13 protein-coding genes are annotated in these 12543 nt (G+C 63.4%); 4 read left to right on the top strand and 9 right to left on the bottom strand.

Translation table 11 applies throughout. From position 1 onward, the window contains the following. The first annotated feature begins 75 nt into the window (after positions 1–75). A complete protein-coding gene (locus PJE01S_RS03365; protein WP_068831733.1) occupies positions 76–426 on the top strand; it encodes a hypothetical protein in 351 nt (116 codons plus the stop codon). A 271-nt stretch (positions 427–697) separates the two neighbouring features. Here the strand turns inward: PJE01S_RS03365 and PJE01S_RS03360 are convergent, their stop codons facing one another. After that, positions 698–1345 carry a DUF924 family protein gene (locus PJE01S_RS03360; RefSeq protein WP_068831732.1) on the bottom strand — a complete coding sequence of 216 codons (648 nt, stop codon included), beginning with the start codon at positions 1343–1345 and terminating at the stop codon, positions 698–700. Between the two features lie 95 nt (positions 1346–1440). Here PJE01S_RS03360 and PJE01S_RS03355 point away from each other — a divergent pair, with 95 nt between their 5' ends. Further along, positions 1441–2265 (top strand): undecaprenyl-diphosphate phosphatase, encoded by an 825-nt coding sequence (locus PJE01S_RS03355; protein ID WP_068831731.1) that lies wholly within the window; start codon positions 1441–1443, stop codon positions 2263–2265. A 32-nt stretch (positions 2266–2297) separates the two neighbouring features. Here the strand turns inward: PJE01S_RS03355 and PJE01S_RS03350 are convergent, their stop codons facing one another. Genes PJE01S_RS03350 through mutS form a run of 3 tightly spaced genes read right to left on the bottom strand, consistent with a single transcriptional unit; the run spans position 2298 to position 6676 of the window. After that, positions 2298–3134 (bottom strand): alpha/beta hydrolase, encoded by an 837-nt coding sequence (locus tag PJE01S_RS03350; protein ID WP_068831730.1) that lies wholly within the window; start codon positions 3132–3134, stop codon positions 2298–2300. 52 nt (positions 3135–3186) lie between these two features. Further along, positions 3187–4014, bottom strand: a complete 828-nt coding sequence (locus tag PJE01S_RS03345) for a proteasome-type protease (protein WP_068831925.1) — start codon at positions 4012–4014, stop codon at positions 3187–3189. 40 nt (positions 4015–4054) lie between these two features. Further along, positions 4055–6676, bottom strand: a complete 2622-nt coding sequence (mutS, locus tag PJE01S_RS03340) for a DNA mismatch repair protein MutS (RefSeq protein WP_068831924.1) — start codon at positions 6674–6676, stop codon at positions 4055–4057. Positions 6677–7021: 345 nt separating this feature from the next. Here mutS and PJE01S_RS03335 point away from each other — a divergent pair, with 345 nt between their 5' ends. Together PJE01S_RS03335 and PJE01S_RS03330 are read left to right on the top strand one after the other, a co-directional pair. Next, the gene (locus tag PJE01S_RS03335) at positions 7022–7837 is read left to right on the top strand and encodes a lysophospholipid acyltransferase family protein (protein ID WP_068831729.1); all 816 of its coding nucleotides are present in this window, start codon (positions 7022–7024) and stop codon (positions 7835–7837) included. A 39-nt stretch (positions 7838–7876) separates the two neighbouring features. After that, positions 7877–8650, top strand: coding sequence for a glycosyltransferase family 2 protein (locus PJE01S_RS03330; RefSeq protein ID WP_068831728.1), 774 nt, complete (start codon positions 7877–7879; stop codon positions 8648–8650). A 19-nt stretch (positions 8651–8669) separates the two neighbouring features. On the opposite strand, the gene fabG is transcribed toward PJE01S_RS03330, so the two are convergent. The 5 genes from fabG to PJE01S_RS03305 are packed head-to-tail and all read right to left on the bottom strand — an operon-like array spanning position 8670 to position 12529. Continuing rightward, positions 8670–9389: a 3-oxoacyl-ACP reductase FabG gene (fabG, locus tag PJE01S_RS03325; RefSeq protein WP_068831727.1), complete on the bottom strand. Its 720-nt coding sequence runs from the start codon at positions 9387–9389 to the stop codon at positions 8670–8672. Continuing rightward, positions 9386–9853, bottom strand: a complete 468-nt coding sequence (locus tag PJE01S_RS03320) for a hotdog family protein (RefSeq protein WP_068831726.1) — start codon at positions 9851–9853, stop codon at positions 9386–9388. Before PJE01S_RS03320 ends, fabG begins: the two co-directional genes overlap by 4 nt. After that, positions 9847–10644: a beta-ketoacyl synthase chain length factor gene (locus PJE01S_RS03315; protein WP_068831725.1), complete on the bottom strand. Its 798-nt coding sequence runs from the start codon at positions 10642–10644 to the stop codon at positions 9847–9849. The genes PJE01S_RS03320 and PJE01S_RS03315 overlap by 7 nt, the downstream gene beginning before the upstream one ends. A gap of 1 nt (position 10645) precedes the next feature. Continuing rightward, entirely contained in the window at positions 10646–11845 is a 1200-nt protein-coding gene (locus tag PJE01S_RS03310) for a beta-ketoacyl-[acyl-carrier-protein] synthase family protein (RefSeq protein ID WP_068831923.1), read from the bottom strand. A gap of 57 nt (positions 11846–11902) precedes the next feature. Further along, positions 11903–12529 (bottom strand): phosphatase PAP2 family protein, encoded by a 627-nt coding sequence (locus tag PJE01S_RS03305; RefSeq protein ID WP_245660570.1) that lies wholly within the window; start codon positions 12527–12529, stop codon positions 11903–11905. Between the last annotated feature and the right edge of the window lie 14 nt (positions 12530–12543).

The raw sequence follows: 12543 nt of genomic DNA, 5'->3' as shown, positions 1-12543 counted from the left end.
GCGGTAAGCCCTGACCCGACTCCCGCGTTTAATCAACACATGGGCATTTCCTGCCCCGTTAAGGAGAAAGACAATATGAAGTCAGCAATCAAGGCAAACCGTTCTGTCATCCTGGCCGGTGCTGCCGCCACACTGGCGGTTGCGGCCATGGGCTTTACCGGTGCAGCTCAGGCCAGGGACAACGTGTTCTGGTCGGTGGGCATCGGTTCCCCCGGCGTGGGCGTGAATGTGGGCAATGCATTCCCTGTGTATGTGCAGCCCCAGCCCGTGTATGTGCAACCAGCACCGGTTTACGTGCAACCGGCTCCGGTTTATGTGCAGCCCCGCCCTTATTACTACGGCTCGCCTCAAGTGGTGTATGTACAGCCCGGCTATCGCCACGGTTGGCACAAAAAACATGGCCGCGACCATGACGACGACGATTGATCGCAATGATCACGGTCGATGTGGTTGCCGGCAGGGTTTTGGCCCGGTTTATTACCAGTATTAATCGGGTTTAAACCAAAGCCCGCTCAAAGCCTGCTTCCTGCAGGCTTTTTTGTGGGTGCAGGCTGGGCGTTGCAGAATGCCCGGGAAGCAACAAAGCGAAACATAACGCAACAAGACGTAGTGGAGATAGGGGCCGCTCATCTCATAGCAGCAGAGGGAATATCCCCGGCAAGCCGGTGTGAGTGGCTTCTAACCCGCGCTATTTGTTTTATTGCCCGAAACGCGGCCCCTTGCGCAGAAACGTCTCCTCTTCAACGGTATTGGCCCGCCCCAGCACGGCGTTGCGGTAGGGAAAGCGGCCAAAGCGGGCAATGATGTCCCGGTGCTGGCGGGCATAGCCAAGGTGGCCCTGCAGGCGCTGCTTCAGTGTGGCGGGTGCATCCGCCACCAGTTGTGCAAAACACGCCACGCATTCATCCTGCATGGCCCGGTCTTCGGCGTGCATGAGCGGCATGTAGGTGAACACTCGGGCGACCCAGGGCAGTTGCCGGTCGGCTTGGTGCGCCAGCGTGTCCAGCACCAGCCGCTGGGCGCGCGCATCGCCAGCAAAAGCCTGGCCGGTGCCGCGAAACACATTGCGGGTGAACTGGTCCAGCAGGATGACCAGCGCCAGCCGGCTCAGGGTCTGCGCCTCCCAGTCCTGCAGCCCGCCGGCCACCGCCTGCAGCACCCGCGCGCCAAAGCGCTTTCTGATTTCTTCGTCCAGCGCGGCACCTCCGCCAAACCAGCGCGGGCCGAGGTTTTTCGTGGGCCAGCCCTGCGTCAGCCCGTCGGCCAGCCAGAAATCAAGGATATCGGCGGCCGAGGCCTGGTCGCCGGCTTGCGGGGGGATGGGGTCGGTGGGTGGTGCGGTCATGGCGCGACAAGCTTAGCAGCGACGAATTCGTCGCGTGCTTCAGGAGGCCTTAAGCCTGGCAACGATAATCAGCAGCAATTTAATAGGGAGCCAGCGTGGATATTGCACTGTTGATCAAAGCCGCCGTCATGGGCGTTGTCGAGGGCCTGACGGAGTTTCTGCCCATTTCATCCACCGGTCACCTGATCCTGACCGGATCGCTGCTGGGTTTTGACGATGACAAGGCCAAGGTGTTTGATATCGCCATCCAGACCGGTGCCATTTTCGCGGTGGTCCTTTATTACTGGCAAAAAATCAGCAGCACCGTGCTGGCCTTGCCCAGCCAGCGGCAGGCGCAGCGTTTTGCGCTGAATGTGCTGATCGGTTTCTTGCCGGCCGCCATACTGGGCCTGCTGGTCTACAAGACCATCAAGGCCCATTTGTTCAACCCTGGCGTGGTGGCCGGCGCCTTCATCGTTGGCGCGCTCATCATCCTGTGGGTTGAAAAGGTCGCCAAGCCCGTGCCCCGCATCCAGTCGGTCGACGACATGACGGCGCTGGACGCCCTCAAGGTCGGTTTTGTGCAATGCCTGGGCATGATCCCGGGCACCAGCCGCAGCGGCGCCACCATCATAGGCGGCATGCTGTTGGGCCTGTCGCGCACGGCGGCCACCGAGTTCTCGTTTTTTCTGGCCATTCCCACGCTGATTGGCGCCGGGGTTTACAGCCTGTACAAGGAGCGCGCGCTGCTGTCCGTGGCGGACCTCCCCTTGTTCGCGGTGGGGCTGGTGGTGTCCTTCATCAGCGCCTGGCTGTGCATCCGCTGGCTGCTGCGCTACATCGCCAGCCACACCTTTGTCGGCTTTGCCTGGTACCGCATTGCGTTTGGCCTCGTGGTGCTGGCCACTGCCTGGAGTGGTTTGGTCGTCTGGTCCGCCTGAGTTTCGTCAGCCGATGCCGGCCGGGGCCGGCATCAAGCCATCAGGTTGCGTAGGGCAGCCTCAACCGCCGCGGCCGTCGCCTCGGGCTTTTCCATGGGAAACAAATGGCTGCCGTCCAGCATCATGATGCGGCCCTTGGTGACTTTTTCGGTCATGGCCATGCCGACCTGCTTCATCTCGGCCGATTGGCGCCCGCCAATAAAGGCCACCGGGCACTTGAGCGGGTGCCGCTTGAGCAGGGCCTCCAGGTTGTCGGGCAGGGTGTTGTAGATGGCGGTTTCCACATCGCGGTCAAAGCTCAGCAGGCGCTGGCCCTTGCCCTGGTCATCGTGCGTGCCGTGCTCGATGTAGTCGCGCAGCACCTGTTCGTCCCACCGGGCGAAGGCCTTTTTACTGCGGAAATGCGCCAGCACCTCCTCGCGGCCCAGCCACTGGAATTTGCGTTTGCGGCTGATGACGCCGGGCGAGATCGAGCCCACCAGCTGGGCGCGTTTGGCCACGCTCAGCGCCTTGGCGCGCCAGCCGCCCAGAATCGGCGAGTCGATCAGCAGCACGCCCCTGACGGGCTGGCCACCCAGAACCGGGTTTTGGGCCGCACACATCAGGCTTAAAAAACCGCCCAGCGAATGGCCCACCAGAAAAGCCGGCTGGCCGGATTTCTCGACTTCCTGGCTCGTGAAGTCGGCGAGCTGCTGCACCAGGTGCGGCCAGTTGCTGGTGACCGGGTAGCGCGGATCGTGGCCGAATTTTTCAATCGCCTTGACCTGAAAGCCGCGGGCCTTCAGGCTCTGGAACAGCACGTTATAGGTGCTGGCCGGAAAGCTGTTGCCGTGCGAAAAAATGACGAGAGGTTTGGAACTGGAGGGCAAGGTGTGGGGCGCCGCGGCGCGTGGGTGGCAGGGCTTCCCTGGGGGGCGGCGTTTAAATCAGCTTCTGCTCGGGCGTATTGATTTTTTTGAGCGGGGCATGGCGGGCCGCGGGCATTTTGAGCGGCGTGTCGGTGTGCGCGTCGTCCCACACCGGATCCTCGATGCTGTCGAAGACCTGGCGCAGCTTTTGCCCCCAGTTGCTGTGCATCATCTTGTAATAGGGGTTGTCCTGGTCTATGCAGACGATCTTGTCGCTCTTGAAGCTGTCCGCTTCATAGACCACCAGGTCCAGCGGCAGGCCGACCGACAGGTTGGACTTCATGGTCGAGTCCATGGACACCAGCACGCATTTGGCGGCCTCGGCCAGCGGCGTCTCGGGGGTCAGCACGCGGTCCAGCACGGGCTTGCCGTATTTGGATTCACCGACCTGGAAGTAGGGGGTTTCCTCGGTGGCTTCAATGAAGTTGCCGGCCGAGTACATCTGGAACAGGCGCATGCCTTCGCCGCGGATCTGCCCGCCGAACACCATCGCGACATTGAAGTCCACGTCGGTATTTTTCAGCGCCTCGGCGTCGCGCTCGTAGACGCGGCGAATCGCCGAGCCCAGCACGCGGGCGGCGTCGAACATGCTTTTGGCATTCCAGATCGTGATCGGTTCGCCGCCGTCGCGGTCCTTCAGGTGCTCGACCTGCAGGATTTCGCGCACCGATTGCGAGATCGACAGGTTGCCGGCCGACAGCAGCACCATGAAGCGGTCGCCGGCCTTTTCGTAGACGATCATCTTGCGGAAGGTGCTGATGTGGTCCAGGCCCGCGTTGGTGCGGGAGTCTGACAAAAACACCAGGCCGGCATTGAGTTTGGCAGCGACGCAGTAAGTCATGGGGCGATAAGGAGTGGTGGAGAACATAGGGAGCCGCAGCTCAGGCAACGGCCGACAGCTTTTTCAGTTGATAAAGTGCATCCAGCGCTTCGCGTGGGCTCAGCGCGTCAGGGTCTATGGTAACCAATGCCTTGTCCACGGCGCTCAGCTCGGGCGCGGCGGCTTGTGGCGGCGGGGCAAACAGGTCAATCTGGGCACGGGTTTCGTTTTGCTGGGTTTCCAGCGCATTCAGCGCATGGCGCGCGTGGTTGACCACGGCCGCCGGCACGCCGGCCAGCTTGGCCACCGCGACGCCGTAGCTCTTGCTGGCGGGGCCGGGCTCGATGTGGTGCAGAAAGACGATGTCGGCGCCGGACTCGACCGCGCTGACGTGCACATTGATCGCCCCATGGTGGCGGGCCGGAAATTCGGTCAGCTCGAAGTAATGCGTGGCAAACAGCGTGAAGGCCTGGGTCTTGTTGTGCAGGTAGGCGGCAATGCCGCCGGCCAGCGCCAGGCCGTCGAAGGTGGAGGTGCCACGGCCGATTTCGTCCATCAGCACCAGCGAATGTGGCGTGGCGGCATGCAGGATTTGCGCGGCCTCGGTCATCTCCAGCATGAAGGTGGACTGCGCGTTGGCGACGTCGTCGGCGGCGCCTATGCGGGTGTGGATGGCGTCGATGGGGCCGAGGCGGCAGCCGCTGGCCGGCACATAGGAGCCCACGCTGGCCAGCAGCACGATGATGGCGACCTGGCGCATATAGGTGGATTTACCGCCCATGTTGGGGCCGGTGATGACCTGCATGCGGCTTTTGCCGGTGAGCTGGCAGTCGTTGGCAATGAAGGAGCCACCGCCGGTCTCGGCCAGCCGCGCTTCCACCACCGGGTGGCGGCCCTGGGCAATGTCTATGCAGGGCTCGCGCACAAAGACAGGCGCGGCCCAGTTCAGCGTGAGCGAGCGCTCGGCCAGCGCGCAGAGGGCGTCGAGCGAGGCGATCGCCCGCGCCAGCCGGCTCAGCGCCGGAATGAAGTCCTGCAGCTGGTCCAGCAATTGCTCGTACAGCCATTTTTCGCGGGCCAGCGCGCGCTCCTGCGCCGACAGGGCCTTGTCTTCAAAGGCCTTGAGTTCGGGCGTGATGTAGCGCTCGGCATTCTTCAGGGTCTGGCGGCGGCGGTAGTCGTCGGGCACCTTGCCCGTCTGGCCTTGCGTCACCTCGATGTAAAAGCCATGCACCTTGTTGAACTGCACGCGCAGGTTGGCAATGCCGGTGCGGGCCTTTTCGCGGCCCTCCAGATCGAGCAGGAAACCGTCGCAATTGGTCTGGATGGCGCGCAGCTCGTCCAGCTCGGCGTCGCAGCCGTGGTTGATGACGCCGCCGTCGCGTATCAGCGCTGCCGGTTCCTCGAGGATGCAGTGACCGAGCAACTCGGCGCAGCCGGACGGCGGTTGCAGATCTTCAAAAATTTTGGTTAAAAGTGCCGATAGCCCAGTATCCACGGGCGCAAGTAGCTCTGTTTTTTGTAGCGTGTCCTTCAGTGCGATCAATTCGCGCGGCCGCACCTGGCGCAGCGCAATGCGGGCGGTGATGCGCTCGACATCGGTACAGCCCTTGAGCCGGGCGCGCAGGGTTTGCTGCGGACCGCTGCGCAAGGCCGTGATGGCTTCCAGCCGGGCCGCCGCCTGGTCGCGGTCGCGGCGCGGGCTCAGCAGCCAGCTTTTGAGGGCGCGGCTGCCCATGCCGGTGGTGCAGCTGTCGAGCAGTGAAAACAGCGTCGGCGAATCCTCGCCGCGCAGGGTTTGCGTGAGTTCCAGGTTGCGCCGCGTGGTGAGCGGCAGCTCGATCAGCTCGCCCGAGCGCACCACCTGCAGGCCCTGCACATGGGGCAGGGCGCGGCCCTGCGTGTGCTCGGCATAACCCAGCAGCGCCGAGGCGGCGGCGTGGGCTTCGCCCAGGGATTCCGCATTCCAGGAGGCCAGCGAGGCGACCTTGAGCTGCTCCAGCAGGCGGCGTGCTCCGAGAGCCGGGTCGAACTGCCAGGCCGGGCGCGCGCTGGCGGCGCAGCGCTGGGCTTTGAGGCGCTGCTCGAAGGCCGGCGTGACGTCGATGTTGTAGAGCAGCTCGCTGGGGGCGATGCGGGCCAGCCAGGTCTCCAGTTCGTCACTGGCGCAATGCGCCAGGTTGATTTCACCCTGCGTGACGCTGAGCCAGGCCAGGCCGCAGGTGTTGCGGGCGCCCTGGTGCACGGCCAGCAGTATGGATTCGGTCTTGTCGTTCAGCAGCTCGGTGTCGGTCAGCGTGCCTGGCGTCACCACCCTCACCACTTTTCTCTCGACCGGCCCTTTGCTGGTGGCGACGTCGCCGACCTGTTCGCAAATGGCCACCGATTCACCAAGCTTGATGAGCTTGGCCAGATAGCCTTCGAGGGCATGAAAGGGAATGCCAGCCATGACCACCGGCTCGCCGGCCGACTGGCCGCGCTTGGTCAGCGTGATGTCAAGCAGGCGCGCGGCTTTTTCGGCATCGGCGAAGAAGACCTCGTAAAAGTCGCCCATGCGGTAGAACACCAGCGTGTCGGGGTAGTCCGCCTTGATGCCGAGGTACTGCATCATCATGGGGGTATGACCTGCAAGGGGTTTGCTGGGGTTGGCGGTTTCTGGGGTCACCCGGATTTTTTCACTCATGGTCTTGGTCAAGGGGTAGAGGTCGCGCAGTATCAATGCAGCATTATCGATGCGGGCCGCTTCCGGCCGGTACACGGGCGGCTTTGCCGGCGGGGCCTGAGCTTTCGAGCCCGGCGAAGTAAACTCATGAAGTCGACGCCTGAAGCAAAACCAGTCCTGCCGCAGGCGGCAGGCTTGATCCACCCAAGGAAGGAAGCGCCATCACCGAGCCGAGTTCATTGCCCCCGCGTCCATGGCCAGGCGCCATGCTTGGGGCGTTTGTGACCGGCCAGCGCAAAAGCCGACATTCGCATGTCAAGACACTGAGACAGCAACACGTAAAAAACTGTCACAGGCCCTGAGTTTATGGAAAAAAAATCGAATGTTGCTCTGAACGGGCAGCTCACGCCGCCCGCGGGTCACGCGGCCCTGCATGAAACGGCCAGGCTTTACCTGGGCTACCTCGTACTGGGTGTCATGTGCCTTGTCGTCTCGTTGATGGCCATCGCCATGCGTGCGGTTTTACCGCGGGCGCTGAGCAAACGGATGGGCCGCAAATTGGTCGTTGCGACGTTCCGGGGCTACCTGCGCTTTCTGGTGCTCATGGGCGCCTGCCAGTTTGACCTGGCGGCACTCGACGCATTGCGTGAGGGGCCGGCCATGGTCATCGCGCCCAACCATCCGTCACTGCTCGATGCCGTCATGATTTTGTCGCGCCTGCCCGATGCCGCCTGCATCATGAAGGCCGAGATTGTCAACAGCGTCTTTTTTGGCGCGGGTGCCCGCCTGGTGGGCTATATCCGCAACACGCCGCTGCGCACCATGGTGCAGTTGGCGGTGGGCGATTTGCGTCAGGGCAGTCATTTGCTGCTGTTTCCCGAGGGCACCCGCACAGCCCGGTTTCCCGTCAGCCCTATGCAGGGGACGACGGGACTGGTCGCCAAACATGCCGGCGTGCCGGTGCAGACGGTTTTTATTGAAACCAATTCGGGTTTTCTGGGGAAGGGCTGGCCCGTTCTGCGGACGCCGAAAATGCCCATTACCTACCGGATCCGTCTTGGCAAGCGGTTTGAGCCGCCTCAGCACATCGTGCACTTCACCCATGAGCTGGAGCAGTACTTCCAGTCCGAACTGGCCCATGTGCAATTACCTGAATTTTCCGTCTCGGTGCCGCCGGCCTGAGCTGAGCGCCTGTCTGCCTTTTTATCCTGCCCAGATGCCATGAATGCCTACCCACCCAGCGCGTCCAGTACGCATATGGTCCTGATTCCCAGCTACAACCCTGGCCCCAAGGTGTATGAAACGGTGCGCTCGGCACGCGCGCAGTGGACGCCGGTCTGGGTGGTAGTGGACGGCAGCACCGACGGCAGCGCCGAAGGTCTGCTGGCCATGGCGGCGCAGGATGAAGGTTTGCGGGTGATCGTTTTGCCGCACAACGTCGGCAAGGGCGCTGCCGTGCTGCAGGGGCTGGATCTGGCCGCCGCGCAGGGCTTCACGCATGTGCTGACCATGGACTCCGATGGCCAGCACCCGGCGCACCTGATTCCCGATTTCATGGCCGCTTCCGCCGGCCAGCCGGCGGTCATGGTGCTGGGATTGCCGGTGTTTGCCGCCGACGCGCCGCGCCTGCGCGTCAACGGCCGCAAGGTCTCCAACGGCTGGGCCAATCTTGAAACGCTTTGGGCGGGCATTGGCGATTCGCTGTTCGGTTTTCGTGTCTATCCGATTGAGCCGCTGCGGCGCGTCATGCATGGCCAGCGCTGGATGCGCCGTTTCGATTTTGACCCCGAGGCCGTCGTGCGCATGTGCTGGCGCGGCGTCAAGCCTGTCAATCTGCCCGCGACGGTGCGCTACTTTCGCGCCGATGAAGGCGGCGTCTCGCATTTCAACTACCTGCGCGACAACCTCCTGCTCACCTGGATGCACAGCCGGCTGTTTTTAGGCTTTGTGCTGCGCCTGCCGCTGTTGCTCGCGCGGCGCATCAAAGGCGGCTGATACACCTGTACGCAGCCAGCTACACCATCCCGCCGTTGATCGAGATCACCTGGCCGCTGATATAGGCCGCGCGCTCCGAGGCCAGAAAACTCACCAGGTCGGCCACTTCCTCGGGCCGGCCGGCGCGCTTCATCGGAACCAGCTGGGCAATGGTGGGCGCATCAAAGCTGTGCTGGCTCATGGGCGTCGTGATGATGCCGGGCGCCACGGCATTGACGGTGATGCCGCGGCTGGCCACTTCCAGCGAGAGCGACTTGGTGGCGGAATGCAGCGCGCCCTTGGCCGCCGAGTAGTTCACCTGGCCGCGGTTGCCGACGATGCCGGCCACCGAGGTGATGTTGATGATGCGCCCCCAGCGCGTGCGTATCATCGGCATCATCAAGGGCTGGGTGACGTTAAAAAAGCCGTGCAGCGACACGTCGATGACGCGATGCCACTGTGCATCACGCATGCCGGGAAATACGGCGTCGTCATGGATGCCGGCGTTGTTGACCAGAATCTGGATGGGCTGGTTTTCCAGCAATGGATGAAGCGCGTCAGCCGTAGCGGCCCGGTCCGTCACATCAAACACCAGCACCTGCGCGCTGCCGCCCTGAGCGCTGATGTCATCCGCCAGCGCCTGCGCCGCATCGACCCCGCGATGGGCGTGGATCAAGACATGGCAACCCTCTGCAGCCAGGCGCCGGCAAACGGCGGCACCGATGCCGCCGCTGCCGCCCGTGACCAGCGCGTGTTTCATGGGGTGTCTCCTGAAGGTAATGGGGAGGCAGTGCCGTCGGCGTTCACGACCACGGCAGCACGGCCGTCAAGAAGCAGGCGCCCGGCGGCATGAAGACTGAACTGGTACAGGATGTGACCATCGCCGCTGCTGAGGCAATTGGCTTCAATGTCGAGATCGGCGGCTATGTCATCCAGTCGCGACACGTGCAGGGTCGTGCCGCGCACGCTCACAAGAAAACCGGCACGCGGGCGACTGCTGTCTGCGGGGGCCAGCAGGGCGCCGTGCACCGCCATGGCCTGCGCCGCATATTCAATCCCGCAGGCGGCACCAAGCTGGTGGCGTGAACGCAGCGGGTTGTCTGCGCTGCGGTGGCTGCCGGCGCGGCACTGGATCCGCTGGCTGTCCCAGTGCACCACCTGATCGAGCAAACACATGCTGCCCTGATGCGGGATATGGCCGGCAATCCAGGCGTGGTCTAGCATGGGGAGATGTCCAGGGCCAGGCGCGCGCTGTCCAGGTAGTCAAGCACCACATGGGCCGCCTGGCCTTGCGCAATCCGGCGCAGCAAGGGCAGGCTGCGCGCTGCGGGAATGGTCATGCGCAGGGTTTCCAGCGCGGCATCGTCAAGCCGCTCCGCAGCCGCATCGCTCAGGCTGACGCTGATTTTCGCCAGGGCCTGCGCGCTGCGCCGGGGTGCCAGCACCAGGGCCACGCCGAATGCATCCGGGATGGGGCGGGCGCCATGCAGGGGTTGGGGATAAGGGGTGTCGCAGGCCAGCAGCAGGCTGCGTCTGTTGTCGACGACCACCTGGGCAAGCGCCTCCAGCAAGCCGGCGCCGAAACTCGCGTCAAACGCGCACAACACCGACGAGGCGGTCATCGCGCCGGTGGCGATGCTCCAATAGCCCGCCGCGGCGTTGTGTACCGAATTGTGGAAGCGGGTGGGAGATATCTGTCTATCGTCGGAGGCCAGCATCTGGCAGATTTCGTGGCAGTTGTAGCCATCGCCGCTGGAGGCGGAAAATACGCATGGCAGCTGGGCTGCGTCCTGCCCGGCTGCGGCCACAGCCTCCAGGCCGGTGGCCAGCGTCAGCTTGACGATGCTGCTGCTGCGCCGGCGTTCTGCCGCAGGCAGGCTGAGCGGCGGCGGCAATAGCGTTGGATGGGGCTGATAGGCTTGTTGCCCGGTGAGCAGGGCCAGGCTGCCAGGCCAGCCATTGAGACCAGGTCCCAAGAGGCCTATGCCTTCAATGTAGGCGGTGAGTGCGTGCATGTTAATGGCCTCTGCCGCGTCCAAGCACCAGGCTGCAGTTGGTGCCGCCAAAGCCAAACGAATTGCTGAGCACATAGGAAACCGGCTGCTCAAGATTTTCCTGCAGGTAATTGAGCGGCAGCGCCGGATCGGGGCGCTGTGTATTCACACCACCCGGCAGCAGGCCATGTTGCAGTGCCAGCGCGCAGATCACCGCCTCCAGGCCGCCCGCCGCACCCAGCGTGTGTCCGGTAGCGCCTTTGGTGGAACTGCACGGTGTGGCCGATCCGAACAGCGCCGCAACGGCCTTGGCCTCGGCCGCATCGTTGCTTGGCGTGGCGGTGCCATGCAGGTTGATGTAATCCATATCGGCCGCGCCGAGGCCGGCCATTTCCAGTGCATCCTGCATCGCCATCTGCGCGCCAAGGCCCTCGGGATGGGGGGATGACATGTGGTAGGCGTCGCTGGATTCGCCCACCCCCAGCAGCAGTACGGCATGCTCATCCGGCTGCTCCGGCACGCGCTCCAGCAGGGCGAACGCCGCCGCCTCGCCAATGGAAATGCCGTCGCGCGCGGCGTCGAACGGGCGGCAGGGCTGTGCGGAAATCAGGCCCAGGGAATTGAAGCCATACAAGGTCGTCAGGCACAGCGAATCCACCCCGCCCACCACTGCCGCGTCTATCAGTCCCGCGGCGATCATGCGGCGGGCCGAGCCAAATACCTTGGCGCTGGAGGAGCAGGCCGATGAGACCACGGCGGCCGGGCCGGTCAGTCCGAAATAGTGGCGCGTGAAATCGGCGACGGAGAAGGTATTGTGCGTGGTGCCATAAATAAAATCGGCGGGGAGTGCACCGCTCACCGGGCCGCGCCGACGGTAAGCCAGCTCGGTTTGCAGAATGCCGGAGGTGCTGGTGCCGATAAATACGCCAATGCGTTGCGCGCCATATTTTTGGCTGGCGGCGGCGACCGCCTCGGCAAAGCCGTCCTGCATCAAGCCCAGCAAGGCGAGCCGGTTGTTGCGGCAATCAAAGTCGGCCAGATGCGCGGGAAGCTGCACGGCATCGACACCTGCGACCTCGCCAACAAATGTGGCCAGATCTACCGTGTCAAACGCACAGGGCCGCAAGCCGCCGCGGTGCTGGCGTAGCGCGGCGAGGGTCTGCTGGAGACCGCAGCCGATGCCGCTGGTCGCGGTGAAATGGGAAAGCCAGAGCGGGTACAGAGAGAAAACCAATCTAAATAAGGCGGTACTTTAGCAAAAGCAGGCGGTAAGTCCGGGTCAAACAGAGGGGTGGTGGCGGACTTGTGCCGCGACCTTCGCGCGCAGCTGTTGACGCAAGGACAGGCCGGCCGCCAGCGCCCCAAGCACGAGACCGGCCCACATGTCCACGGCGACATGCTGGCGTGTGGCCAATGTGGCGTAGACGATGGCGATACACCATATTCCGTTGAGCAAAAGCAGCCACAGGGGCCCGCCCAGGCGATGAAGTAAGTGATGTAACCAGATGCCCGAAAAAACGGCTGTGGCGACATGAAGGGATGGGCAGGCATTGCCCGAGGCATCCATGTTCTTCAGGAAATCCATGCCGGGATACCGCGCCCAGTCGATATCGGCAGCGGGTGCGGCCGTAGGCCAGAAATAAAAAATGGTCAGCCCTGCCAGGCAGGTCAGCGCCATCGCCAGGCCGTACTTATAGAGTTCGCGCCGGCTCGCCAAAAACAAGGGCGGCAGGGAAACGTAGACCCACAGCGACAGGTACACGGGCAGCGCCAGGGGCTGAAAGCCGATGAGGCGATCCAGCCAGGTGGTGGGCATTACCGTGGTCGGGTAGGCGGGGTGTTTGAGCAAGTAAAAGTAGGCGCCGAAAAAAAGGCTGATGAAAAGAGTCGTTCCGATACTTTTCAAATAAAAGTTCTTGG

The organism is Polaromonas jejuensis NBRC 106434, assembly GCF_001598235.1.
Taxonomy (GTDB): domain Bacteria; phylum Pseudomonadota; class Gammaproteobacteria; order Burkholderiales; family Burkholderiaceae_C; genus Polaromonas; species Polaromonas jejuensis.
Note: the sequence above shows the minus strand (reverse complement) of the source record. Positions and strands in the feature narration are given on the sequence as shown.

What these genes read in the sequence shown, in the direction of transcription:
- PJE01S_RS03365 (WP_068831733.1), top strand. Translation starts at nt 76, where the DNA reads ATGAAGTCAGCAATCAAGGCAAACCGTTCTGTCATCCTGGCCGGTGCT.
- PJE01S_RS03360 (WP_068831732.1), bottom strand. Translation starts at nt 1,345, where the DNA reads ATGACCGCACCACCCACCGACCCCATCCCCCCGCAAGCCGGCGACCAG.
- PJE01S_RS03345 (WP_068831925.1), bottom strand. Translation starts at nt 4,014, where the DNA reads ATGACTTACTGCGTCGCTGCCAAACTCAATGCCGGCCTGGTGTTTTTG.
- mutS (WP_068831924.1), bottom strand. Translation starts at nt 6,676, where the DNA reads ATGAGTGAAAAAATCCGGGTGACCCCAGAAACCGCCAACCCCAGCAAA.
- PJE01S_RS03335 (WP_068831729.1), top strand. Translation starts at nt 7,022, where the DNA reads ATGGAAAAAAAATCGAATGTTGCTCTGAACGGGCAGCTCACGCCGCCC.
- PJE01S_RS03330 (WP_068831728.1), top strand. Translation starts at nt 7,877, where the DNA reads ATGAATGCCTACCCACCCAGCGCGTCCAGTACGCATATGGTCCTGATT.
- fabG (WP_068831727.1), bottom strand. Translation starts at nt 9,389, where the DNA reads ATGAAACACGCGCTGGTCACGGGCGGCAGCGGCGGCATCGGTGCCGCC.
- PJE01S_RS03320 (WP_068831726.1), bottom strand. Translation starts at nt 9,853, where the DNA reads ATGCTAGACCACGCCTGGATTGCCGGCCATATCCCGCATCAGGGCAGC.
- PJE01S_RS03315 (WP_068831725.1), bottom strand. Translation starts at nt 10,644, where the DNA reads ATGCACGCACTCACCGCCTACATTGAAGGCATAGGCCTCTTGGGACCT.